The sequence below is a fragment of the Polaribacter sp. PL03 genome (assembly GCF_033875165.1).
GTDB lineage: Bacteria > Bacteroidota > Bacteroidia > Flavobacteriales > Flavobacteriaceae > Polaribacter.
Window position 1 is genome coordinate 162,506 of sequence record NZ_JAWZSV010000003.1, and the last position, 26,139, is coordinate 188,644.

General features: G+C 31.1%; 21 protein-coding genes. 11 read left to right on the forward strand and 10 right to left on the reverse strand.

The features are described 5' to 3' along the window. Positions 1-40: 40 nt before the first annotated feature. The 6 genes from SHK09_RS06895 to SHK09_RS06920 are packed head-to-tail and all read right to left on the reverse strand — an operon-like array spanning position 41 to position 7,112. A complete protein-coding gene (locus SHK09_RS06895) occupies positions 41-1,417 on the reverse strand; it encodes a mannosyltransferase (RefSeq protein ID WP_413774273.1) in 1,377 nt (458 codons plus the stop codon). Then, positions 1,417-2,907 carry a glycosyltransferase family 2 protein gene (locus tag SHK09_RS06900; protein WP_319810050.1) on the reverse strand — a complete coding sequence of 497 codons (1,491 nt, stop codon included), beginning with the start codon at positions 2,905-2,907 and terminating at the stop codon, positions 1,417-1,419. Before SHK09_RS06900 ends, SHK09_RS06895 begins: the two co-directional genes overlap by 1 nt. Beyond that, on the reverse strand, positions 2,907-3,599 hold the full coding sequence (locus SHK09_RS06905; protein WP_319810051.1) for a glycosyltransferase family 2 protein: 693 nt from the start codon (positions 3,597-3,599) through the stop codon (positions 2,907-2,909). The genes SHK09_RS06900 and SHK09_RS06905 overlap by 1 nt, the downstream gene beginning before the upstream one ends. Then, a complete protein-coding gene (locus tag SHK09_RS06910) occupies positions 3,596-4,081 on the reverse strand; it encodes a hypothetical protein (RefSeq protein WP_319810052.1) in 486 nt (161 codons plus the stop codon). Before SHK09_RS06910 ends, SHK09_RS06905 begins: the two co-directional genes overlap by 4 nt. Beyond that, on the reverse strand, positions 4,081-5,703 hold the full coding sequence (locus tag SHK09_RS06915; protein WP_319810053.1) for a 4Fe-4S binding protein: 1,623 nt from the start codon (positions 5,701-5,703) through the stop codon (positions 4,081-4,083). Before SHK09_RS06915 ends, SHK09_RS06910 begins: the two co-directional genes overlap by 1 nt. A 56-nt stretch (positions 5,704-5,759) precedes the next feature. Beyond that, positions 5,760-7,112, reverse strand: coding sequence for an FAD/NAD(P)-binding oxidoreductase (locus tag SHK09_RS06920; RefSeq protein WP_319810054.1), 1,353 nt, complete (start codon positions 7,110-7,112; stop codon positions 5,760-5,762). Positions 7,113-7,277: 165 nt separating this feature from the next. Between SHK09_RS06920 and SHK09_RS06925 the strand changes: the two genes are divergently transcribed. From SHK09_RS06925 to SHK09_RS06945, 5 genes are read left to right on the forward strand one after another with little or no spacing between them, the layout of a single operon-like run. Then, positions 7,278-8,156 (forward strand): hypothetical protein, encoded by an 879-nt coding sequence (locus SHK09_RS06925; protein ID WP_319810055.1) that lies wholly within the window; start codon positions 7,278-7,280, stop codon positions 8,154-8,156. A 27-nt stretch (positions 8,157-8,183) separates the two neighbouring features. After that, entirely contained in the window at positions 8,184-9,185 is a 1,002-nt protein-coding gene (locus SHK09_RS06930) for a glycoside hydrolase family 113 (RefSeq protein WP_319810056.1), read from the forward strand. After that, positions 9,175-10,581, forward strand: coding sequence for a hypothetical protein (locus SHK09_RS06935; RefSeq protein ID WP_319810057.1), 1,407 nt, complete (start codon positions 9,175-9,177; stop codon positions 10,579-10,581). Before SHK09_RS06930 ends, SHK09_RS06935 begins: the two co-directional genes overlap by 11 nt. Before the next feature lie 45 nt (positions 10,582-10,626). Then, positions 10,627-11,859, forward strand: a complete 1,233-nt coding sequence (locus SHK09_RS06940; RefSeq protein ID WP_319810415.1) for an outer membrane protein assembly factor — start codon at positions 10,627-10,629, stop codon at positions 11,857-11,859. Between the two features lie 12 nt (positions 11,860-11,871). Then, positions 11,872-12,603: a metallophosphoesterase family protein gene (locus SHK09_RS06945; protein WP_319810416.1), complete on the forward strand. Its 732-nt coding sequence runs from the start codon at positions 11,872-11,874 to the stop codon at positions 12,601-12,603. Position 12,604: 1 nt separating this feature from the next. Here SHK09_RS06945 and SHK09_RS06950 read toward each other — a convergent pair whose 3' ends face one another. Further along, positions 12,605-13,489, reverse strand: a complete 885-nt coding sequence (locus SHK09_RS06950; RefSeq protein ID WP_319810058.1) for a sterol desaturase family protein — start codon at positions 13,487-13,489, stop codon at positions 12,605-12,607. A gap of 197 nt (positions 13,490-13,686) precedes the next feature. On the opposite strand from SHK09_RS06950, the gene SHK09_RS06955 reads away from it, so the two are divergent. From SHK09_RS06955 to SHK09_RS06980, 6 genes are all read left to right on the forward strand, one after another. Further along, on the forward strand, positions 13,687-14,100 hold the full coding sequence (locus tag SHK09_RS06955) for an HYC_CC_PP family protein (protein ID WP_319810059.1): 414 nt from the start codon (positions 13,687-13,689) through the stop codon (positions 14,098-14,100). A 117-nt stretch (positions 14,101-14,217) separates the two neighbouring features. Beyond that, entirely contained in the window at positions 14,218-18,075 is a 3,858-nt protein-coding gene (locus SHK09_RS06960) for an efflux RND transporter permease subunit (RefSeq protein WP_319810060.1), read from the forward strand. 15 nt (positions 18,076-18,090) lie between these two features. Continuing rightward, the gene (locus tag SHK09_RS06965; protein WP_319810061.1) at positions 18,091-19,335 is read left to right on the forward strand and encodes a TolC family protein; all 1,245 of its coding nucleotides are present in this window, start codon (positions 18,091-18,093) and stop codon (positions 19,333-19,335) included. Further along, positions 19,335-21,833 (forward strand): heavy metal translocating P-type ATPase, encoded by a 2,499-nt coding sequence (locus SHK09_RS06970; protein WP_319810062.1) that lies wholly within the window; start codon positions 19,335-19,337, stop codon positions 21,831-21,833. The genes SHK09_RS06965 and SHK09_RS06970 overlap by 1 nt, the downstream gene beginning before the upstream one ends. A 76-nt stretch (positions 21,834-21,909) precedes the next feature. Continuing rightward, a complete protein-coding gene (locus SHK09_RS06975) occupies positions 21,910-23,685 on the forward strand; it encodes an efflux RND transporter periplasmic adaptor subunit (RefSeq protein WP_319810063.1) in 1,776 nt (591 codons plus the stop codon). Between the two features lie 35 nt (positions 23,686-23,720). After that, positions 23,721-24,119: a heavy-metal-associated domain-containing protein gene (locus tag SHK09_RS06980; RefSeq protein ID WP_319810064.1), complete on the forward strand. Its 399-nt coding sequence runs from the start codon at positions 23,721-23,723 to the stop codon at positions 24,117-24,119. A gap of 81 nt (positions 24,120-24,200) precedes the next feature. On the opposite strand, the gene SHK09_RS06985 is transcribed toward SHK09_RS06980, so the two are convergent. From SHK09_RS06985 to SHK09_RS06995, 3 genes are read right to left on the reverse strand one after another with little or no spacing between them, the layout of a single operon-like run. Beyond that, a complete protein-coding gene (locus tag SHK09_RS06985; protein ID WP_319810065.1) occupies positions 24,201-25,016 on the reverse strand; it encodes a purine-nucleoside phosphorylase in 816 nt (271 codons plus the stop codon). Then, positions 25,013-25,618 carry a TIGR04282 family arsenosugar biosynthesis glycosyltransferase gene (locus SHK09_RS06990; RefSeq protein WP_319810066.1) on the reverse strand — a complete coding sequence of 202 codons (606 nt, stop codon included), beginning with the start codon at positions 25,616-25,618 and terminating at the stop codon, positions 25,013-25,015. The genes SHK09_RS06985 and SHK09_RS06990 overlap by 4 nt, the downstream gene beginning before the upstream one ends. Next, positions 25,611-26,105, reverse strand: a complete 495-nt coding sequence (locus SHK09_RS06995) for a rhodanese-like domain-containing protein (RefSeq protein ID WP_319810067.1) — start codon at positions 26,103-26,105, stop codon at positions 25,611-25,613. The genes SHK09_RS06990 and SHK09_RS06995 overlap by 8 nt, the downstream gene beginning before the upstream one ends. Positions 26,106-26,139: the final 34 nt, after the last annotated feature.

Genomic DNA, 26,139 nt, shown 5'->3' on the forward strand with positions numbered 1-26,139 from the left:
TACAAAAAACTCATCAGTAATAAGAGATAACATTGTTATTTTACAACTTCTTCATTTTAGAGTGCTTATTAAGCTCATAGATTAGAAATGAAAACAACACTAAATACTCAATAAAAACGAACCACAAATTTTCTTTCCATGGATTGTTTGCATAAGCTTGGTAGGTTAAAATAATAACTAAAGACCAAATAATTGGGAATCTATATTTTGTGAAAACGGACAAAATTAAAGGTGTTGCTAAATACCAAGGATGTACAGTTGTTGCTGTAAAATAATAAAAACACAGGCCAAATAGTAAGGCTGTAATTAATTGAATTTCAGTTTTATTTTTTCTGAAGAAAGTAAGAATAAATAAAAATAGAATAGTTAATAAAGGTGTTATTTTACCAATAATAGCAATTTCATTATAACCTCTAAATAAATAGCCTATTTCTCTAAATATGTAATAAAAACTTGCATTAAATTCAAAATTACGAAACCATAAACCAACAGAATTTGAATAATTTTCAATTAATTCTGATGAGTAAAAAGGAAGGAATAATAAAATTGTAACACCTAAAATTATTGTGTAAAAAGTAATTAATTTTACGAAGCCTTTTAAAAATTTAGAGGTTTCTTTTAAGCTAGATTTTAAAGGGATTTTCACAAACCATTGAAAAAACAAAGGCAAAAAAAGTAATGGAATTAATTTTACAGAAACTGAGCAAGCTATTAGAGTTGCTGCCCAAATCCATTTTTGTTGTTGCAACTTGTAAAGTGCCCAAACTAAGAAAAATAGCATAACAGGTTCAAAATGTAAGTTACCTGTCATTTCTATAATAATAAACGGATTTAAAATATAGAAAAAGATATTATTTATAGGTAAATTCAGTTTTTCTAACAGTTTTTTTCCGAAGTACAAAATACCTAAATCTGCTAAAATAATAAGCACTCTAAGTATAATTACAGAACCAAAAATACTTTTACTAGAAAAAATAGCTGCAATAAAAAAACATAATTGATTTAAAGGCGGATAATTAGTATAATGACTACCGTTTAATTCTCCCATGCCTTCATACAAACTAGAAGCTTCTGCTACTGGCTGTAAGTTTTGTTGAATAAAAGTTTCTGGTAATGATAAATAAGGATTAAAACCATTTAATAGCATGCGTCCATCCCAAATAAATCGATAAAAATCTTGTGATAAATTAGGGATAGAGAATAGGAAAATGAGTCTAAATAATAGGGCAATTCCTACTAATGTAGAAAATGAAATATTTTTGTTTTTTATCAATATATAAAAACCGATAAATAAAGAAAACCATAATAAAGAAACGGTATAAAATGCTGTTCTTTCTAAGAAATAGGCAAAGAAAAAATAGCAGATTATACTAAATGTAACTGTGAAAATACTGCTATATTTATTTAAGAAAGACATTATGCTTTAGAAAATACAGATTTAAAAAACACATAACTAAAACCAATAAATAGCATAAAGTGAAAAGGGAAAAGACCAAAATCTCCACCTTGATTTCCAACTATAAATGCGCTGTACATTCCAAAAACAAAATAAATAGCTAAAATGCCTTCTAAAATAACATGCACAGAAGGTTTCTTTTTAATGTATTTATTGTTTTTCCAACCGTCTTTTATGGTTTTAATATTAAATTTTGGTGTTCTTACAAATTCACTTTTTTTACCTAAATGACCTTCTAAAACTGCAATTGTATTGTGTAGCGAAAAGCCCATTGCAATGGAGAAAAATGTAAAAAATGCACCAATATATTTAAAGAAATTTTTTAAACCACCACCATATGTGTTTTTGTACATATACCAATAGCAAATAAAGAATATAAGAGAACTTATAACAAAGAAACTCATTACATAAAAATAGATCTTTAAATGGTCATATTCGTTTTTTATGTATAGCATTGGTACGCTTAATACAGCTACTAAAAAGATACATGTAAACATAGAGCTGTTTAATAAATGCAGTAAACTATGTATTTTAGTTTTAGTAGAAACGTTTTTACTTTTAATAACGCGTTTCATCATTTTTTGAAAATTCTCTGCACCACCTTTATTCCATCTAAATTGTTGCGACCTAGCAGCACTAATAATTACTGGCAATTCTGCAGGCGTTTCTACGTGCTCTAAATATTTGAATTTCCAATTTTTTAATTGTGCCCTGTAGCTTAAATCTAAATCTTCTGTAAGTGTATCTCCTTCCCAGTTACCAGCGTCATAAATACATTCTTTACGCCAAACACCAGCGGTTCCATTAAAATTTATAAAATGACCTTGGCTATTTCTACCAACTTGTTCTAATGTAAAATGAGCATCTAAAGCAAAAGCTTGTATTTTAGTTAGTGTAGAGTAATTTCTGTTTATGTGTCCCCAACGAGTTTGAACTACACCAATTTCTGGATCTTTAAAATAAGGAACTGTTTCTAACAACCATTCTTTTTGAGGTAAAAAATCGGCATCAAAAATAACTATAAACTCACCTTTTGCAGTTTTTAAACCTTCTTTTAAAGCACCTGCTTTAAAACCTTTTCTATTATCTCTTCTAATGTGTTGTATGTCGATACCAATTTCTTGAATCTCTTTGATATGTTTTGCCGTAGTTTCGATAGATTCATCTGTAGAATCATCTAAAACCTGAATTTCTAACTTGTCTATTGGGTACGCTAGCTTTGCAATATTTTTAAGCAAACGCTCCATTACATACAGCTCATTATAAACTGGTAATTGTATAGTTACAAAAGGAATTTCTTCTGGATTTGAGAAATCGAACTTTGCAGATGTGTCTACTTTCTTTTTTGCTTTTAAATAATTAAAAAGCAAGTTTAACTGCGCTAATGCATACATGAAAATAAGCAAAAGAGATATAGAATAAATTATAATAACGATGTACTCTAAAACCATTACTTAAAACTGTATTTGAAGATCCAACCTAAAATTTTTATGCCTGCAAAGATACTACCTTTTACGGTTCCTGAAACTTTTGAAACACCTATTCTATTTCTATATTTCATTGGTATTTCTTTGTATGATAATTTTTGTTTTAATGCTTTTAATTGCATTTCAACGGTCCAACCATATGTTTTATCTTCCATTTTAAGGTCGATTAATTTATTGTATTTTATTGCTCTAAAAGGACCTAAGTCTGTAAATTTAGCATTAAAAAATAGCTTCATTAAAAAAGTAGCTAGCCAATTACCAAAAATTTGTTGTGGCGTCATAGAACCTTGTTCTCTAAGTTCTTTTACACGTGCACCTACTACAAAATCTAAATTATCTTTTAATATTGGGGCAACTAGTTCTGTTAATTGTTCTGGGTAATCGGAATAGTCTCCATCTAAAAAAACAACTATTTCTGGCTTGTTTTCTTTATTGGCAATATATTCCATCCCTTTTAAGCAAGCATAACCATATCCTTTTCTGTTTTCAGAAAGTACAGTTGCACCAGCATTTTTAGCATTTTCTTCAGTTTTATCTGTAGAGTTGTTGCTTATTACAATAACTTCATTAACTATATTAGGTATGTCTTTTATAACATTTGCAATAGAGTCTTGTTCATTATAAGCGGGAATAATAACGTTTATTATTGGTATCATTGTCTTAAATCATTTAGACTATTTTCACTTTTAAAGGATGAAAAGTCTGTCCATTCTTTTATTTTTTTACCGTTTTTATATTTTGAAGCTTTTACAAGTTTCTTCATTTCGTACAATAGGCAATAACCATTTTTTCGATTGTTTTTTAATTGACATTTATGGTTTATGTTTCCCATTTTATCATAGAACAACCACCAGTTACTTTTCTTACCTTCACTATAATGACCTTCTTTTTCTATGATTGAATTTGGGGCGTAAAAATACCAATATTTTACTTCTAAATTGTCTTTGAAGCGCCCTTCTTTTTTAAGAGTACCATTTGCATAGTAATATTTCCAATAAGAACTTTTTTTATGATTTTTAAGCCAACCTTCCTCTTTTATTTGTCCGTTATTGTAATACTCTTTATGGTATTCTTTCTGACTAAATGAGGCGAAACTAACAAATAGTAAAAGAGAAAATAGCAATGTTTTTTTAAACATTATTTTTTGTTTACTAAATCCATTAAATCAACATCGTTTCCTAGTAAAACATCCGTTGGGTTTATTCTACCTTTTTCTGGTCCGTTTTCTAATTTTAAAACACCTCTTGGGCACACTGCAGAACAAACACCACAACCAACACAACTAGAACGTACAATGTTTTCTCCTTTTTGAGCATAAGATCTTACATCAATTCCTTGTTCACAATAGGTAGAGCAGTTTCCGCAAGAAATACATTGCCCACCATTAGTAGTAATTCTAAATCTTGATTTAAAACGTTGAATAAAACCTAAGTAAGCAGCTAAAGGACAACCAAAACGACACCAAACTCTGTTACCAAATATTGGGTAAAATCCTGTACCAATTACACCTGCAAAAATAGAACCAATTAAAAACCCATATATATCTTGTATTGTTTGTGTCTTAATACCAATAACTTGGTCTGCACCAGAAAAGAAGGTGTACAAAGCAAAACCTGTCATTACTAATACAAAAACTAATACAGTATGAATTATAATACGTTCTGCTCTCCAAGAGAGTAACGTTTTACTAGAGTTTTGTCTGTAAGGATCTCCTAATGTTTCTGCCAAACCACCACAACCACAAACCCAAGAACAATACCATCTTTTTCCGAAGAAATAAACCATTACTGGTACAACAACAATTGTTAAAACAACTCCCCAAACTAATATAAATAACCCAAAACCACCACTTGCAAGTAGCTCGTCTAAATTCCATCTAAAGAAAAAATCATAATCTAAAGGAAACGCATTTTTAAAATCGTACCAAGGCTTCTCGAAACGAACTAAAATTTCTGGAATTAAAAAAGCAAATACTATTTGAAAGAACAAAACAGATGTAGTTCTTAAAATTTGATACTTATTATGACGGTATTTTATATACATTCTAACGGCCATTACAGACATAACTGTACAGTAAAGAAAACCGTATAAAAACCACTGACTTGCAGGATTACCACTTATAGATTTACTAATAGGATCTACTAAATACACCCAGTTTACTATTAAATCTGGATAAAAATATAATAGAATATAAAAAGTAACTAAAAAGATAAAAGTGAACCAACCAATCCAACCACGATTTGTTGCTGCACTTAGAAAAATTCCATCATTTTTTATTCCAGGTTTCCCTAATAAAACAACATCTGGTACTATAAATAATAATGCACCAATAATACCTAAACCAAAAGTTAAAAACCAAGCCAAACCAGTATTGTCTGCAGCAAGTCCTTTTCCTGCTTTTTTAGCAATTGTAAAACTTAAACTATGAGGTTTACCGCCAATTTTATATTGAAACTGTTCTCCTTTTTTGTCCCAATTTTTTTCTTCGTCGTATTTTTTAATAAGATTATCGTAATAATTATTAGAATTTGCATAAGCTTTTGTAACTCTACTTGAAAATTCGAAAATATTTAAATCCTCTGAAGTTACTACTGCTTTTTGTAATTCGTCTTTTATAATAGTATTCTTATATTGTTTTTCTTTAAGAAAAGTATCTAGTTCTGTTTGGTTTAAGCTGAAAGAACCTGTAAATATAGTTCCTATAAAGAAGGCTAATCCTAATAGAAAAATAACTAAACCTGATTGTTTTATGAGTTTCAAAATATATCTTTTTTTATTGTAGTTGATTGGATTCGTTTTTAATATCTAATTTTTTTTTAGATTGATTTACTAAAAATTCGTTTCCAACTTTTCTTTTTTGGTTGAATGTTAGTATTGTTTTCTTGGTTAAATTTTGCTACAATTTCATGTTCATGTAGTTTGTAAAACTCAGGATCGAAATTAGCATCTGCAAGATATTCTAGTATGTGTTCTATAGATTTTTTTTCTGTTAGCCATTTATCAAAAATTTCATGGCGCATTCTAATTCCGAAGGTATTTATTCCTAAAAATTGATTGTTTTTTTTATCAAAAGAAATCGTAATACATTTATGCTCTTTTGGGTGTTTCCATTGAAAATAAGCTTCATTTTCTTGTTTACCTCTTTCGCTAAAAACCCAACCATAAGTTTGGTATTCTATGTCTAAAAATTTTGCAGAGTTAAACCAGTGTCCTGGTTTATATGCAGTTTTATTACCACAAATAGTTTGTGCTAAAGTTTCTCCCATCATTCTACCAGTATACCAAACTGCTTCAATATTTCTACGTTGGCCAATTGCTTCGTGTTGTTCTGCACAATCACCAATCGAGTAAATATTAGGAATATTTGTTTCTAAAAAACGATTTACTTTTACACCACGACCTAATTCTATACCAGAATCTTTTATAAAATCTATATTAGGTGTAACACCGGCTGTTAAACCAACAATGTTACAAGCAATTTCTTCTCCGGTTTCTTCAATGATAATAGATTTTACGCGTCCGTTTTCATCCGATTTAATTTCTTTTAAATTTGTACTTAAGCGCAAATCTATATGATGTTCTTTAATATGGTTATTAATCATTGCAGATTCTTGTGCTGGTAAAACACCGTTCCAGAAACTATCTTCACGTACTAAAAAAGTAACAGGTATTTTTCTGCTTCTTAACATTTCTGCAAGCTCAATTCCTATTAAACCACCACCAACAATTACTGCTCTATTACACGCTTTATTATCTGGTGCAAATTTTTCTAGTTTTTCTAAATCTTGTTTATGGTACATTCCCATAACACCGTCTAAATCTTGCCCTGGCCAACCAAACTTATTAGGTTTAGAACCTGTTGCAATTATTAGTTTATCGTAAGAAAGTGTTTCTCCGTTTGTAAAGTTTAATTCTTTCTTAGTGGTATTAATATTGTTTACTAAACCTTGTTTTAGATCGATGCTGTTCTTTTTCCAAAACCAATTTTCATAAGGTTGTGTGTGTTCAAACTTCATATGTCCCATGTATACATACATAAGTGCTGTTCTCGAAAAAAAGTATTTTGTTTCTGTAGATACAATAGTTATTTTTTTGTCAGAGTTTTTTCTAATGTGTCTTGCAGCAGTAACTCCAGAGATTCCATTACCTATAATTACAATATGTTCCATAGTTGATTGATTGTTGCCTTTATGTCGAAGCTAAAGTTAAGAACTTAATTATTAATCTTTAATTTAATTGAATTTAGAATCATTATAAATAATAAAAGTAAAGTAAGTATCTATCTATTGATTAGACTTATCTAAAAATTTTATAATTAACATAATCAACCAAGAATGAAAAAAAATATCTCAAAAACTATTTTAGCAGCAGTACTAGTTGTTAGTTTAAATGCATTTGCGCAAGAAGAAGATACATCTAAAAGTAATGTTCAAACCTATACACCTTCTAAATTATTAGATAAAGGGCAATGGGATGTTAAGTTTTTTAATGGTTTGTATACACAAACACGTTCTGCAAATTCTAGCGGAACAAGTTCTTTAGATGGAAGCGGAAGGTCTAATTTCTTTACAACTACGTTAGATGTTTTTACTGGAGTTTCAGATAATAATCGTTTAAATGTTGGTCTATTGTTAGAGTACAGATCAAATACAATTAATGGAAAAAATGCTACTTCTGTTTTTAGTTTAGGTAACGACGCTAATTCTAGAAAAGGATTGTCTTCTTTTGCACCAGCTATTAAATGGCAACCAATAGAAAGTGTAGGTAATTTCTCTTTACAAAGTGCATTTCATATTCCAATTAACAAAAGTGAATTTGATGGAAATGGCGTTTTTTTAGATCAAACAGCTTATATGTTTCAAAATAGATTCTTTTTCGATTACACTTTACCAAGTGGAGATTGGCAATTATTTACAGAATTAGCAACCGAATATAATTTTGGTTCAGATGAAAGTTTTGCAAATAACACATTTGTACTTGCACCAGGTATTTTTATGAGTTATTTCCCATCACAAAAATCTACTGTTTTAGGTTTTGTACAACATTCTCAACGTTTTGGAGATTTTACACAAGATTTCACTGCTTTAGGTTTTGGAGGTAAATATCAATTAACAGATGTATTAAACTTAGAAGTTTTATATAATAAATTTGTAAGAGGTAATAATTCTGGATTAGGACAAAGTTTTAATATTGGTTTAAGAGCATTATTTTAGTAAAAAGAAGTATTTTTATGGTAATATATGAAAACAAAAAAAATACTATTTCTACTTTTAATTGTTTTAAATTTTTCTTGTAAAAGTCAAAATAAAAAAATTAATGGAGTAAGTTTTGTAGCATCTAGAGATTCTATAAGCGACCAACATATAAACCCAGTATTAAAGGCACAAAGCAACTACGTTGCTTTGATGCCTTTTGGTTTTATAAGACAATTGTCTTCGCCAGAAGTAAACCATAATACTAGCAGACAATGGTTTGGTGAAACTAAAAATGGTTTGTTACAATATGCAAAACGCTTTCAGAAAGAGAAGGTTCACCTTATGGTAAAACCACATATTTGGATTGGTCGTGGTCAATTTACTGGAAGTGTAAAAATGGATTCTGAAGAAAATTGGAAGATTTTAGAAGATTCTTACAGAGATTTTATTTTAATATATGCAAAAGCTGCGGAAGATTTAAATGCAGAAATTTTTTGTATTGGTACAGAATTAGAGCAGTTTGTAATTAATAGACCAGCATATTGGCAAAAACTAATTAAAGAAATTAGAGAAGTCTATAAAGGTAAATTAACGTATGCTGCAAATTGGGACGAATTTAAACGTGTTCCTTTTTGGAAAGACCTAGATTTTATTGGTATTGATGCTTATTTTCCTTTAAGTGATAAAAAATCGCCAACAATTGCAGAGTATGAATTAGGTTGGAAAACACATAAAGAAGAGATTATAAAAGTACAAAAAGAAGCGAATAGACCTATTCTTTTTACAGAATTTGGTTATCGAAGTGTAGATTTTAATGGTAAAGAGCCTTGGGATTCTAATAGAATAGAGGGTGCAATAAACTTACAGGCACAAACAGATGCTTTACAAGCAATATATAATCAGTTTTGGAAAGAAGAATGGTTTGCAGGTGGTTTTATTTGGAAATGGTTTCATAGACATGACAAGGTTGGTGGCGAAAAAAACAATAGATTTACACCACAAAATAAACCTGCAGAAAAATTATTAAGAAAATTATATGGTCTTTAAAAAAATAATATTCCTTTTTCTATGTATTTCTATTTTTTCTTGTTCCGAAGATACAGATATTTCTGTTCCTAGAAACCTTCAAGAATACATAGACGAGACATTAAATGTAACAGAAAGTTCTGTTGTTGCTTGTGCTGCAAATGCAGAAGCAAATACAAGTTTAACTTACATTTTTTATTACCCAGAAGAAGGTGCTTCAGATATTAGGTATTACGAATTGTCAGACAATACTTTAGATGAAACTATTTTTGTAAATTATAGAAGGCAAAGCCTAGAAAGTGAAGCTGTTTTTGGTGGTAAATTAGCACGTTTTTCAAGATCTGGAGATACAGAGTCTTGGTGTTTAGTAACCTATAAAAAAGACGGAATTCTTCGTGTTTCAGAACCAATTAAATTGAATAATATATCTAAACCTACAACTTATTCAGATGAGGTAACAATAAATTATAAAACAACATTAGAACCTAATTTTACTTGGCAAGATAGTGCTACAAAAGAAAGTGTTATTTATTTCGAAGTAATTACAGATGAAGAGGAAGACTTTATTTCTGGTACTTATACAGAAGAAACTTTTTTTCAATATTATGATGAATCTAATGTTTTAGAAACCCCAAAAATTAATACAACTGCACCAGTAAATCTAGTAGAAGATGAGATTTACAATTTTACAATGATGGGAGTAAGTGAAGATAATTGGGTAAACATTATTATAGAAGAGCAATTTATACCAAGAAATTTAGAAGAATATATAGCAGGCAATACAGATAAAACATTAGATACTTTAGTTGCTTTTGGTGGTTCTGCAAACGGTAACATAGAAGATACTTACATTTATTTTTATCCTATTGTAGGTGCTTATGAATTTAGATATTATGAAACGGAAGACACAACAGTAGAGCAAACAGATTTTTCTAAGTACAAAAGAAGAAATTTAACAGAAACAACTCAATTTGGTGGTAAATTTAGAAGGTTTACTAATAGTTCTTCCGATGAAGTTTGGTGTTTAGTAACTTATATTGTAGATAATAAATTGCATATTTCAGAGCCAATAAGAACAAAAAATAAAACCAAAGCTACAGAATGGACAACTGAAGTAACAATTACGTATCCAGAAACTTTAAAGCCAATATTTACTTGGTCTGATGGTACTTATTTAGAAAATGAAGTTTATTTTCAAGTCTTTACACAAAATGATAATACTTTTCTATCTGGAACTTATACAACAGAAAAAATGTTTCAGTACTACAATGAATCGAATGTAATTGTAGCAAAGAATATACATACAACTACACCAGCAGATTTAATTTTAGATGATAGCAATAAGTTTTATTTATTCGGATTAAGTAATGATAATTGGATTAATTTAATCATTCAAAATACATTTATAGTTCAATAAATGCATCAGAAGAAAACCTTTTTTTTACTTTTTTTTTCATTTTTGATGTTGCAATTGTATGCACAACAAAATAGAATTACATCTTTAGAAATTATTGGTAATAAGAAAACAAAAACTACATATTTAAAAAAAATAATAGCAACAGAAATAGGTCTTGTTTTAGATTCTGTAGCCATAGAAAAAGATGTTGTTTTTCTAAAAAGACTACCAGCTGTAAGTCATGCTTATTATCAAGTTAAAAAAGTAGGTAAAAATAAATACCAAGTAAAAATTGGTATTGAAGAAAACTTTACAATTATACCAGAACTTAATTTTTGGACAACTACAAACAAGCGATTTGCATATAAATTAGGTTTGTATGATTATAATTTTTTAGGAGAGAATATTACATTTGGTGGCTTTTATCAAAACAATGGTTTTAATTCTTATGGAATTAATTTTAGAGCACCTAATTTGTTTTCTAAGAAATTAGGTTTAGCAGTAACGCATCAAAATTGGAAAAGTGAAGAACCCTTATATTTTGATGATAAATCTGCAAATTATTTATACAATAATATTTCTTTTGAAGTTTTAGGCTTGTATCAATTTAACCTTAAAAACAGTATCGATTTTGGTTTGAATATTTTTTCTGAAAAATACACGTACCTATCTGGTGCAACAGATGTATCTATTCCACTAAATTTAGATTTAGATAAAAAGCTAATAAAGTTTGTTTACAAATACAATAATTTAGATTATTATTACCAATATGTAAGCGGTTTTAAAAGTGTTTTATATGCACAATATGTTACTTCAAAGAATGCTTTTCAGAATGATTTTTTAATTGCCTGGAACGATTTTTTCTACTTTAAGAGAGTAGGAGCAAAGGGTAATTGGGCTAATAAATTACGCATTGGTTTTTCTTCTAACGAAAAATCGCCTTTTGCACCTTTTGCGTTAGATAATAATGTGAACATTAGAGGTGTTGGTATTTTAGTTGATAGAGGTACAGGTGTTGCTGTTTTAAATTCTGAATACAGACATACTATTTACGACAAAAAATGGTTAGCAATACAAACTAATGTTTTTACAGATATTGGTTCTTGGAGAGATCCAGGAGGTAAATTAAATGATTTTTTTGAAAGTGAAAAAATTAGAGTTTTCTCTGGTATTGGTTTGCGTTTTATAAGTAAGAAAATTTACAATGCAACTTTTAGAATCGATTATGGTTTTAAAGTTTACGATGGAAAAAATAACTCTAATGGAGGTTTAGTTTTTGGTCTAGGACAATATTTTTAGTAATAAATTATGATGAAAAGAACTTTTGCAATTGGAGATATTCATGGAGGTTTAAGAGCCTTGCTTCAAGTATTAAATAATTTAGAAGTTACAGAAGAAGATACTGTAATTTTTATGGGAGATTATGTAGATGGGTGGAGCGAGTCTGCACAAGTAATAGAGCTGTTAATTAATTTAGCAGAAAAAGTAAATTGTATTTTTATCAAAGGAAACCATGATGTTTGGTGTGAAGATTGGCTAAAAACAGAAAATGTAAACCCAATTTGGTATATGCATGGTGGTAAAGAGACAATCGATAGTTATAACGGTTTTTCTTCCGAAGAAAAAAAACAACATGCAGTTTTTTTCGAAAATATGCCTTTGTACTATTTAGATGACGAAAATAGATTGTTTTTACATGCAGGTTTTACATCTTTAAACGGTGTAGAAAAAGAAACTTTTAAAGAGAAGTTTTACTTAGATAGAACTTTATGGGAATTAGCTTTGGCCATGGATAAAGATATAGATAAAGAACATGCTACGTATCCTAAAAGATTACAACATTATAACGAAATATACATAGGCCACACGCCAACAACAAATTTTAATGAAACTGCACCAATGAATGCTATGAATATATGGAATGTTGATACAGGAGCTGCCTTTAAAGGAAAAGTTACTGGTATGAATATCGATACAAAAGCATATTTTCAAAGTGATAATCTACCAGATTTATATCCTGATGAAAAAGGAAGAAATAAATAAATTATTTTTTAACTAAAGGATACAATTCTTGCTGAACAAAACTTTTAGGAAATTTTTCATCACCCTCAAAACCAATTTCTATATCTCTACCAGAATACGGAATATAATTTGTTTTAAAAACATAATCCCAAATGCTTAAAGTAATTCCAAAATTAACCCCATTTTTTCTGTCCTCTGGCAATACTTTAACATGGTGCCAAATATGCATTTTCGGGTTGTTTAAAACATACTTTAACCAACCATAATCCCAATTAATATTAGCATGATTTAAGTGCCCAATAGTAATATTAAAAAAATGGACAAACGCTACATCTTGTGCAGAAAAGCCACCAATAATGGCTAATGGAATGTATCTTAAAGAGTTATATACTACGGGTTCCATCCAATGATAACGCAGGTGTGCAGCAAAGCCCATTTCTTTTGCAGAATGGTGTACTTTATGAAAATTCCATAGAAACTCAAATTGGTGCAATAATCTGTGCGTCCACCATTGCACAAAATCTACCACTATAAAAAAGATAAAAATTCTTGCAGCAAAAGGCAATGCATTAATTTCTACCAACTGAAAATTAGCAACAGACAAACCAACCAAACCTAATACATCATTAAAAACTTCGGCAGCTGCATTAGAAAGGGCAATGAGTACAAGTAAGTTTAATAAAAAGAAATTAAAAAACATGTAAAAAGTATCTAACCAAAAATCTTTTCTAAACAAAGACTGATTTTTACGCCAAGGAAAAATAGCTTCTAAAGCCCAAACAACTAATGAAATTAAAATAAGCCCATAGAAATAATTTTCCCAATTCAACTCCATTAAAACAGATTGTTTTACGTAGTTCAAGTAATCTGAATATGAGTTTTTTATTATTTCAAAGTATTTATTCATTCAATTATTTTCTATAAAGTAATACTACTTAAGTCTGATTTTGCTTTTTAAACTTACAATTATTTGCTAAATTAATCTTTTAAAAAAAGAATAAAATATTATTTAAGTATGTTTTTCTTAATTTATTAGAAATAATAGTTTTTTTCATTTCGAATGAATTAACCTTTACTTATATTTTTTATACCTTTGTATTAAGTATGAAACAAATATCTCATAAAATAATGTCTTTTGTAATGGCTATTGTAGTGTTATTCTCTACAATGTCGTTTACTGTAAGTATGCATTATTGTGGCGATAATTTAGTTGAAACAGCCATGTTTCAGAAAGCAAAAGGATGCGGAATGGAAATGGACAAACCTTCTACTGAGGATTGTAAAGTAATCAAAAAGAATTGCTGTAATGATGAACAGTTAGTGGTTGATGGTCAAGATGAATTACAGCTTCAGGTAGATACCATTTCTTTTGAACAACAATTATTTATAGCTTCATTTGTATACACGTTTTCAACTCTTTTTGATACTTTAAATACAAATAAACCTTCTTACCAAGCATACCGATCACCACTCATAGACAAGCAAATATTTAAGCTTGATGAGACCTATTTAATTTAATTTTTAAACAATAGACTGTATTATTCTATGATTTATTTCATTAGAATGATTTCTTGTATTCAGTGTTTTCCTATTATAGGTTACCACTACTTTCTAACTGTTTAATAATTAAACTTCATGCTAAATAGAAGCATCAAATTCTTAATAGAGAATAAAATCGTAGCCGTTTTATTACTTGTCCTTTTTGTAGGATGGGGAACTGTAAACGCACCTTTTAATTGGAATACTGGTTTTTTACCAAGTGATCCTGTGGCTGTAGATGCCATACCAGATATTGGTGAAAATCAACAAATTGTATTCACAAAGTGGGATGGTCGTTCGCCACAAGATATAGAAGACCAAATTACCTATCCATTAACCACTTCCCTACTCGGTATTCCTGGAGTAAAAACCATCCGTAGTTCTTCTGTGTTTGGCTTCTCTAGTATTTATATCATTTTTGAAGAAGACATTGAGTTTTACTGGAGCCGAAGTCGAATTTTAGAAAAATTAAATTCACTACCAAGCGGCTTGTTACCAGAAAGCGTTAATCCTGCTTTAGGACCAGATGCAACAGGATTAGGTCAGATTTATTGGTACACCTTAGAAGGTAGAGATAAAGACGGAAACGTTACTGGTGGATGGGATTTACAAGAATTACGAAGCATACAAGATTACTATGTAAAGTATGCATTATCGTCTGCAAGTGGCGTTTCAGAAGTAGCTTCTATTGGTGGTTATGTTCAGGAATATCAAGTAGATGTGAATCCAGAATTAATGCGTCAGTATAATATTGGTTTAAATCAAGTTGTAAAAGCGGTTAAAAGTAGCAATCAAGATATTGGTGCACAAACCTTAGAAATAAATCAAGCAGAGTATCTAGTACGTGGTTTAGGGTATATAAAATCGGTAGAAGATATTGAAAACGCAGTGGTAACTTCTAAAGATTTTACAGCCATTAAAATTAAAGATATTGGTAAAGTTTCTTTAGGTCCTGCAGCACGACGTGGATTATTAGATAAAGAAGGCGCAGAAGTTGTTGGTGGTGTTGTAGTTGCTAGGTATGGAGCAAATCCTATGGAAGTAATTAACAACGTAAAAGAAAAAATAGCCGAATTAAAAGGTGGTTTACCAACGAAGGTATTAGCAGACGGACGAACATCTCAACTAACAGTGGTTCCTTTTTACGATCGTTCTGAACTTATTGTAGAAACTTTAGACACACTTACGGAGGCATTAACTTTAGAGATTTTAATTACCATTTTAGTAATTATTATAATGGTTTTTAATTTAAGAGCTTCTATTTTAATTTCAGGATTGTTACCGGTTGCTATTTTAATGGTTTTTGTGGTGATGAAACTATTTAATGTGGATGCAAATATTGTGGCACTTTCGGGTATTGCAATTGCTATTGGAACCATGGTAGATGTTGGTGTTATACTTGCCGAAAATATGATTCGCCATCTTGATGAGGAGAAAGTGAAGAGTGAAAAGTTAAAAGTGAATAATGAAAATGTCATTCCGACAGAGCAAGGCACGAGCGATGAGGGATCTCATCAAAATAACAAACTTTCCATAAACGAAATTATTTATAACGCTACCGCGGAAGTTTCCGGAGCCATATTAACAGCCGTTTTAACAACCATTATTAGTTTTGTTCCTGTATTTACGATGGTTGGTGCTGAAGGGAAGTTGTTTAGACCTTTGGCTTTTACAAAAACAATGGCATTATCTGCCTCTTTAGTGATTGCTTTGTTTATAATTCCGCCTTTAGCAGCTTTCTTATTTCGTAAAACAACGCTAAAAAATTCATTTAAATACATTGTAAGTGGTGCTTTAATTCTTGCCGGAATTGCAGTTGTAATAAGTGGATTTTGGTTAGGTCTTATAATAGTTGCATTCGGAATTTCAGGGTTATTAGGCATTTTAGGAAAACTAGATAGTAAAAAAGTAAACCTTGTAAATATTATTATTTCTTCCGTAGCTATTGTATTTCTATTGGCGGAATATTGGAGACCTTTAGGTTTTAATCGCAGTATTTTTATCAACTTAATTTTTGTGGCTATTATTTGCTTCGGAATTTTAGGACTGTTCTCTATTTTTAGAAAATATTACGGACAAATTTTACAATGGGCTTTAGCGAATAAGATATTGTTTTTAATGGTTCCAATTACAGTTCTTGTTTCGGGATTTTGGATTATGAACAATACTGGTAAAGAATTTATGCCTTCTTTAAATGAAGGATCTTTTCTACTCATGCCAACATCGTTACCACATTCTGGAGTTGAAGAAAACAAACGTGTGTTACAGCAATTAGATATGGCAGTTGCTACAATTCCAGAAATTGAAACTGTGGTTGGAAAAGCTGGTAGAACAGAATCTGCTTTAGATCCTGCACCTTTATCGATGTACGAAAACATGATTCAGTATAAATCGGAGTACATGCGTAATTCCGAAGGGAAAAGACAACGATACAAAGTAAATGCTGATGGTTTGTTTGAATTGAAAACGAATGTCATTCTGACAGAGCGAGTTACGAGCGACGAGGAATCTCATATAGACCATAATAACAACGCAAAACGTTTTGTTACTTCAGGCACATCAATTAAAGCAAACCAACTTATCGAAGACAGCGATGGAGAATTTTACCGCAACTGGCGACCAGAAATTAAGAATCCAGATGATATTTGGAAAGAAATTATAAAAGTCACCAAATTACCAGGCGTTACATCTGCACCTAAATTACAGCCTATAGAAACCCGCTTAGTCATGCTACAAACAGGTATGCGTGCACCTATGGGAATTAAAGTAAAAGGACAAGATTTAAAACAAATTGAAGCTTTTGGACTAGAACTCGAAAGTCTTTTAAAACAAGCGGAAGGCGTTAAAGTAGAAGCTGTTTTTGCCGATAGAATTGTTGGTAAACCGTATTTATTGATTGATATTGATAGAGAAAAAATAGCACGATATGGAATTTCAATCGAAGATGTACAGAGTGTGCTAAAAGTTGCAATTGGTGGTATGTCCTTAACACAAACTGTGGAAGGGCGAGAACGATATGGAGTTCGTGTACGTTACCCAAGAGAATTACGTGGCAATCCAGAAGACATTAAAGATATTTATATTCCTGTAGAAAAAGGGAGTCCTGTGCCTTTAAGTGAATTGGCAACGATTCGTTATGAACAAGGTCCGCAGGTAATTAAAAGTGAAGACACCTTTTTAGTTGGATATGTTTTGTTTGATAAAATTGACGGTTTTGCAGAAGTAGCGGTGGTAGAAAATGCACAAGCGTTATTTCAGCAGAAAATAGATTCAGGAGCATTAATTGTTCCTAAAGGAATCAGTTATAAGTTTACAGGAACGTATGAAAATCAATTACGAGCAGAAAAAACATTGGCTGTTGTGGTGCCTTTGGCGCTGGCTATCATCTTTTTAATCTTGTACTTTCAATTTAAATCAGTGACTACATCATTAATGGTATTTACCGGAATTGCAGTGGCATTTGCTGGTGGTTTTATTATGATTTGGTTATACGGACAAGATTGGTTCTTCAATTTTAGTTTCTTTGGCGAGAATATGCGAGATCTTTTCAATATGAAAACCATCAATTTAAGTGTGGCTGTTTGGGTTGGTTTTATTGCCTTATTTGGTATTGCAACAGATGACGGAGTTGTAATGGCAACCTATCTTACACAAACTTTTGATCGTGAAAAACCTGCTGATAAAATGAGCATTAGAGCTTCAGCATTAGAAGCTGCTAAAAAACGTATTCGTCCGTGTTTAATGACGACAGTTACTACCATTCTAGCTTTATTACCTGTTTTAACATCCACAGGAAAAGGAAGCGATATTATGATTCCGATGGCAATTCCAATTTTTGGAGGAATGGTGATTGACATCACTTCTTACTTTATTGTTCCCGTTTTATATAGCTGGAGAGAAGAGATGAAACTGAAGAGAATGGAGAGAAAAGAGAGAAAAGAGCTTAGAAAATAGACTAAAAAAGATACCATGAAAAAAAATAATAAACATATCGTGCAGAAAGTAGCCTTGCTTCTAGGTTCTTTTTTCTTTGTTCTAAATGTTCAAGGTCAAGAATTAGAGACTTATATTAAGGAAGCTGTAAAAAATAGTCCTGAAATTCAGAAATTCGAATTGCAATATAGCATTGCTTCAGAAAAAGTGAATGAAGTAAACACGTTGCCTAACATAGAATTTGCTGTTGGTTATTTTGTAAGTGAACCAGAAACCCGAACAGGAGCGCAACGTTTTAAGGTGTCTGCAAAACAAATGTTACCTTGGTTTAATACTATTTCGGCAAGAGAAAATTATGTAAATGCCTTGGCAGATGCAAAATATGAAGACATTGTTATTGCTAAACGAAAATTAATGGCTTCGGTTTCTCAATCGTATTACAATTTGTATGCTAATACTGCAAAACAAACTGTTTTAGTTGAAAACATAAAACTACTGGACACCTATGAAACATTAGCATTAACCTCTGTAGAAGTTGGCAAAGCATCAGCGGTAGATGTATTGCGTTTACAAATGAGACAGAATGAAATGCAGCAATTATTGGAAGTATTAAGGCAGCAATTTCTTGCTGAGCAAACAAAATTTAATAAGCTCTTAAATCGTGAGAAAGCTATTGCTGTAAAGGTTGTAAATGAACTAAAAATACCTTCGGAAGATTTTGAAATCACTACTAAAAATTTAACATTACATCCAGAATTATTGAAATATGATAAACTGTATCAATCGGTTGAAAAATCGGAGTTATTGAATCAGAAAGAAAGCAGTCCGCTGATTGGTTTTGGTCTAGATTATGTTAATATTGAAAAAAGACCAAACATGAGTTTTAGCGATAATGGAAAAGATATAGTTATGCCAATGGTGTCGGTTTCTATTCCAATATTCAATAAAAAACACAAATCACAAACCAAGCAAAACGAGTTGAAACAACAAGAGATTGAGTCTCAAAAACAAGAACGCTTCAATAGCTTAGAAACGCTTTTAGACAAGGCTGTAAACGACCGGATTTCTGCAAGAATTAGTTATAATACACAGGTTAAAAATTTACAACAAGCTAAAGACGCAGAAACTATTTTAGTAAAAAGCTATGAAACAGGAACAATTGATTTTAATGATGTTTTGGATATTCAGGAACTACAATTAAAGTTTCAAATGAATCAGATTGAATCGATTAAAACATATTATTTACAAACAACAAATATTAATTATTTAACACAGCAATAATGAAACATACATATCACATACACGGAATGACTTGTAACGGTTGTCGTGGACATGTTGAAGAAACACTTTCTAAAGTTAAAGGTGTTTCTAAAGCTACAGTTAATTTAGAAAAAGCAGAAGCTACTATAGAAATGGAATCTCATATTTCATTAGAAACCTTCCAAGAAGCCTTAAAAAATGATGGTGGCCGATATAGCATTCACAAACCGGGAGAAAAGCATCATATTAAAGAAGTAAAAAAAGAACTTCCGAAAGGAAAAGGCACAGGTACATTTTATTGTCCGATGCATTGTGAAGACGATAAAACGTATGACAAAGCCGGAGATTGCCCTGTCTGCGGAATGGATTTAGTAGAAGAACAAAACATCTCTATTAACACCGTAGAACAGTGGACTTGCCCAATGCATCCTGAGGTTGTAAAAGATGAAGCTGGCGACTGCCCTATTTGTGGAATGGATTTAGTGCCTATGAAACCAGATCTTTCATCAGAAGAAAAAACCTATAAAAAGATCGTAAAAAAGTTTTGGATTGCAGTCGCTTTTACCTTGCCAATATTTTTAATTGCCATGAGTGAAATGATTCCAAACAATCCATTATATACAATTTTGGAACAAAAACATTGGAATTGGGTTCAGTTAGCACTGTCTATTCCGGTTGTTTTTTATGCCACTTGGATGTTCTTTGAGCGTGCGTATAGAAGTATAAAAACATGGAATTTAAATATGTTTACACTTATCGGGATTGGTGCAGGTGTCTCTTGGTTATTTTCGGTGTTCGGACTATTTTTTCCAGATGTTTTTCCTGCTCAATTTAAAACGGAATCAGGTGCTGTACATGTTTATTTTGAAGCAGCAACCGTTATTTTAACATTGGTACTTTTAGGTCAATTATTAGAAGCGCGTGCACATGGAAAAACGAATTCAGCCGTAAAAGAACTCTTAAAATTAGCACCTAATAAAGCGATAAAAATAGTAGACGGAGAAGATGTAGAAGTTACTATTGATAAAATTGAATTGCATGATATTTTAAAAGTAAAACCGGGTGATAAAATTCCTGTTGATGGTGTTATAACTGAAGGAAATACAACAATTGATGAATCTATGATTTCTGGAGAACCACTTCCGGTAGACAGATCTAAAGGCGATAAAGTAAGTGGCGGTACTATTAATGGGAATCAAGTTTTTTTAATGAAAGCAGAGAAAATTGGTAGCGATACCCTACTCTCTCAAATTATTAAAATGGTGAATGATGCAAGTAGAAGTCGGGCTCCAATTCAGAATTTAGCAGACAAAGTTTCTGGTTATTTTGTGCCTGTGGTGGTGCTTATTTCTTTAATAACATTTGCTGTTTGGGCTATTTATGGACCAGAACCTGTTTATGTATATGCTTTTGTAAATGCCATTGCCGTATTAATTATTGCGTGTCCTTGTGCATTAGGTTTAGCAACGCCAATGTCTATAATGGTTGGTGTTGGTAAAGGAGCTCAAAATGGTGTCTTGGTTAAAAATGCAGAAGCTTTAGAAAGAATGGCTAAAGTAGATACTTTAATTATTGATAAAACTGGAACCATTACCGAAGGAAAACCAACCGTAGAAAAAGCGGCTGCGTTTAATGCTATTTTAAGTGATGCAGAAGTGTTGCAATACATTGTGTCTTTAAATAAAAATAGTGAACATCCTTTAGCTGAAGCTACTGTAAAATATGGGAAAGAGCAAAACACTGAAGTTTTAAAATCGGAAGAATTTAGTGCTGTTACAGGAAAAGGTGTGGAAACGACTATCAACAGTAAAAAAGTAGCTTTAGGAAATCCTAAAATGATGAATTATGTAAATGCTGAAATCACTCCTAAAATGGAGGAAGAAGCTAAAACGTATCAGAAACAAGGGAAAACGGTTTCCTTTTTATCCGTAGATAAAAAAGTTGTTGGTTATGTGGTTATTGGTGATAAAATTAAAACAACAAGTGCAAAAGCAATAAAAGCACTTCAAGATAGAGGCGTTTCGGTAATAATGTTGACAGGAGATAATTATGATACCGCACAAGCTGTGGCTACCGAATTGAATCTTGCCGATTTTAAAGCAAGTATGTTACCAGAAAACAAATTGCAAGAAGTAACCAAATTACAAGAGCAAGGAAAAGTAGTTGCAATGGCTGGAGACGGAATTAATGACGCACCTGCACTCGCAAAAAGTGATGTTGGTATTGCCATGGGAACGGGTACAGATGTAGCAATTGAAAGTGCGATGATTACTTTGGTAAAAGGAGATTTACATGGTATTGTAAAAGCACAACATTTAAGTGAAGCTGTTATGAAAAATATTAAACAAAACTTATTTTTCGCGCTGTTTTATAACACATTAGGCATACCAGTTGCAGCAGGAGTTTTGTTTCCTTTTTTCGGGATTTTGTTATCTCCTATGATTGCTGCTTTGGCAATGAGTTTTAGTTCGGTTACAGTAATTTCTAATGCGTTGCGATTAAGAAGAGTTAAAATATAAATAATAAGATAAATTAACCTGCAAGGTATTGCTGACAAAGGAAGCTTCCTTGTAGGTTTTAAAAACAAAGAAACTTATGAAAAAATATAGTGTTTATATAGGTTTAATAGCTGTTGGACTACTTTTAGGCTGGGTGCTTTTTGGAGGGAATTCGAATACAGAAGAAATGCACAAGCACGATGCTGTAGCAGAAACAAATCAAATGTGGACGTGTTCCATGCATCCACAAATTATGCAACCAGAAGCAGGTGATTGTCCTATTTGTGGAATGGATTTAATTCCTGCTGCAAGCAGCGCAGAAGGATTGTCTGCTGATCAATTTAAGCTTTCTGAAAATGCGATGGCATTAGCCAACATACAAACCACAATCGTAGGAGAAAATAGTTCTGATGCTGATACAGGTTTTGTTTTATCAGGAAAAATTACAGAGAATGAAGATGAAACAGCAACCATGCCTGCACATTTTGACGGTAGGGTTGAAAAACTGTATGTTAACTCGTTGGGAGAACGTGTTAGAAAAGGACAAGCCGTTGCTCAAATATATTCGCCAACATTGATTGCTGCACAGCAAGAATTAATTACAGCCTATAAATTAAAAGCATCTCAACCACAATTGTATACTGCGGTTAAAAATAAGTTTAAAAATTGGATGATTCATGGGCCACAATTAAATGAAGTAGAACAAACGGGTAAAGTAAAAAATAGTTTTACCATTTACTCGCATGTCTCTGGTGTTGTTACAGAAATTTCGATAAATGTAGGTTCGCATATTATGGACGGAAAACCAATTTTTAAGGTTTCTAATCTAAATACAGTTTGGGCTAATTTTGATGTGTATGAAAATCAAATTAGTCAATTTAAAAAAGGTCAGGATGTTGTGGTAACCACAAATGCATATCCAAATAAAATCTTTAAAGGAAAGGTCAATTTTATAGATCCTATTTTAAATACACAAACAAGAACAGTAAAATTAAGGGTGGTTTTAAATAATAAAAAAGAGATTTTTAAACCTGGGATGTTTGTGGAAGGTAAAATAAAAGGCATTATTTCTGCAAGTAAAAAACAAGTAATTACAATACCTGCTTCTGCAGTTTTATGGACAGGAAAACGCTCTGTTGTGTATGTAAAAACGAATCAGAAAGAACCTATTTTCGAAATGCGCGAAATTACTTTAGGTAATAAAATAAATAGTAATTATCAAGTTTTAGAGGGTTTAAGTAATAATGATGAAATTGTAACTAACGGAACTTTTACAGTTGATGCAGCTGCCCAATTACAAGGCAAGAAATCGATGATGAATAAAAAAGGCGGTAAAACAATGACAGGTCACGAAGGACATCTTGGTATGGAAATGAGTGCTTCTGTTGAAGGAAAAACTATAAATAAAAATGAAAGAATAACAGTTTCTAAGGAATTTCAAAATCAATTAAGAGTGGTTTTTAATGATTATATTAAACTAAAAGATGCATTAGCAAAAGATGATACGAATACACTTAAAGTGCAGTCTCAACTGTTATTAAATAATTTAACGAAAGTTGATATGAAGCTATTAAAAAGTAAAAATGAGCATGAACATTGGATGCCTTTACACAAAGAAATAAAAGCAACTACAAATTTGATTTTAAATACAGATGCTATTAAAATGCAAAGAATCTATTTTAAGCATTTATCAGCTAACATGGCAAATGCAATAGAAGTATTTGGAATCAATGAAAAAGTGTATCATCAATTTTGCCCAATGGCAGATAATAACAAAGGCGCTTATTGGTTAAGTAAGAATGAAAAAGTAGTAAACCCTTACTTTGGAGGTGCTATGGAAACTTGCGGAGAAGTAAAACAAATAATAGAATAAATAGAAATTAAATATTAATAATTAAATCAAAATAAATGAAAAAAATAATTCTAAGTCTAGCTATTATAGCAGCGATAGGTTTTACAGCTTGTAAAAATGATGGGAAACAAATAACAGATACTACCGAAATACCTGGTAAAATAGCGAAAGCAGATACTACTTTTGGAGTAAGAGGAAACTGTGGTATGTGTAAAAGTACTATTGAAAAAGCAGCTAATGCTGTAGATGGTGTTTCAAGTGCAATTTGGAATGTAGATGAAAAGAAAATAAAGGTTTCTTTTGATGAGGCAAAAACGGATGCAATGGCAATTCATAATGCAATTGCAGCTTCTGGTTATGATACAGAAAAAGTAACAGGAAGCGAAGAGGCTTACAAAGGTTTACCAGCTTGTTGTAAATACGATCATGAAATGGATATGAATCTAAATAATTAGTTTCATTATAACTAAAATAAAAAGAGCCTCTAAAAAAGGCTCTTTTTATTTTATAAATGATATGTTAAGAATAGTTGAATTTTACAAAACCTTAATAACTTCTTTAAACAAAGTAATCATTTTAGGTTCTGCTTTACCAGCAATAGCAATAATTTCTGCAATATCTACAGGTTGTAAGTTCTTAGGATCGCATTCATCTGTTAATACAGAAATAGCAGCACAAGGTAGATTAAGTTGTTTCGCTACAATAACTTCTGGTACAGTACTCATACCAACAGCATCTGTTTCTAGTATTTGTAACATTCTATATTCTGCTCTTGTTTCTAATTGCGGTCCTAAAACACTTGTATAAATACCTTTGTGTAGTAAGATGTTTTGTTCTTTTGCAATAGCACTAATTTTAGAATTCATTTCTAAAGAGTAAGGTGCTAACATATCTGCAAAAATATTACCAAAATTATTTGCTCCTTGAAAAGCCAAAGGAGAACTTCCTTGTAAATTAATATGATCGTCAATTAACATTAAATCACCTTTTTTATAAGTTAGATTTATTGCTCCTGCAGCATTAGAAACTAATAAGTTCTTAATACCTAAACCATGCATTGTTCTAATTCCGTAAGTAACTTCCCAAGCATTGTAACCTTCATATAAATGAAAACGGCCTGCCATTACAATTACTTTTTTTCCAGATAATTCTCCATAAATTAATTTACCAGAATGAAATTCTACTGTTGCAACAGGGAAATTTGGAATTTTTGAATACGGAATTTCTTTTTCAATTGAAATTTCATCGACTAATTTTCCTAGTCCTGTTCCTAAAACAATTCCTATTGTTGGGTTTGTAATTCCTGCTGATTTTAAAAAATCGATGGTTTCTTGTAATTGTTGTTTTTTCATCTGTATATAAATTGTTGAAATGCGGGATGATGTTCGATGTCTTCAAAAACGTCTACATCGTTTAACTCAGATAACAAAAGTACTTTTTTATCTTTTAAATCTGTTAAAGTTGATGCTCTAACCGTTTCTGTGCCCCAATCTTTATTTTTAAAAACATTTTCATGTAGAGAGTTCATGCCTAAAAGATAGTAACCACCATCTTCTGCAGGTCCTAAAACAACATCATTTGTATCTAAAGAGGCAAAAGCATGGTCTACCGTTTCTGGGGTTAAATCATACAAATCACTACCAATAATTAGTACCTTTTCATAACCAGCACTAAATCCGTTTTTAAAAGCATTTAACATTCTAATACCTAAGTCTTCGCCAACTTGTTGGTGTTTTTGAAAAATAGCAGCATCCCAAATGTCATTCTCTCTTATTTTTACGGAATAATAAACTGCTTTATCAGAAGAAACTTTGCTTGCTATAGCTCTTGTTCTTTTTAGTAAAAACTTGTAAATATCAAGTGCTGTTTCATCGCCCACAGTCTTAGCTAAACGTGTTTTTGCTTTTCCTAATTCTGGGTTTCTTGTAAATATTAATAGTAAATTTTTACTCATAAATCTTTGTTCCTTTTTTTAACCATTTACTCCAGTTTTTACTAAAGGTGTGTACTTTTTCTGTTTCATTACCTAGTGTATCTAAAACTTGAAAGTTATTATTTTTCCATTCAAAAATTCCTCCATATAAATTGTAAACATTGGTGTAACCTTCTTGTATTAATTTGTGTGCAACAGTTTCAGAACGAATACCTAAAGAACAGTAAACTACAATTTTTACGTCTTTATCTTTTGGTAATTTTGCAACAGTTTCTTTTAGTTTAAAATGGTCATAACCAACATAAACGGCATCTTTTAAATGGCTTACATTAAATTCTTTTTCTTCCCTAGCATCTAATAAAATAGCTTTCGTTTTTGGTAAAGCCAATGTTTCTACAGACATGTAAGGCACATTTCTTTTGTTCCATTTATTTAATAACTTATCTAGCTTTTTTTGTGCAGATAATGTTGATGTTATCAGTAAAAAAAGGATGAAAATTTTTTTCATAACTTAATGTTTTTATTAGTTGTTTACCATAATC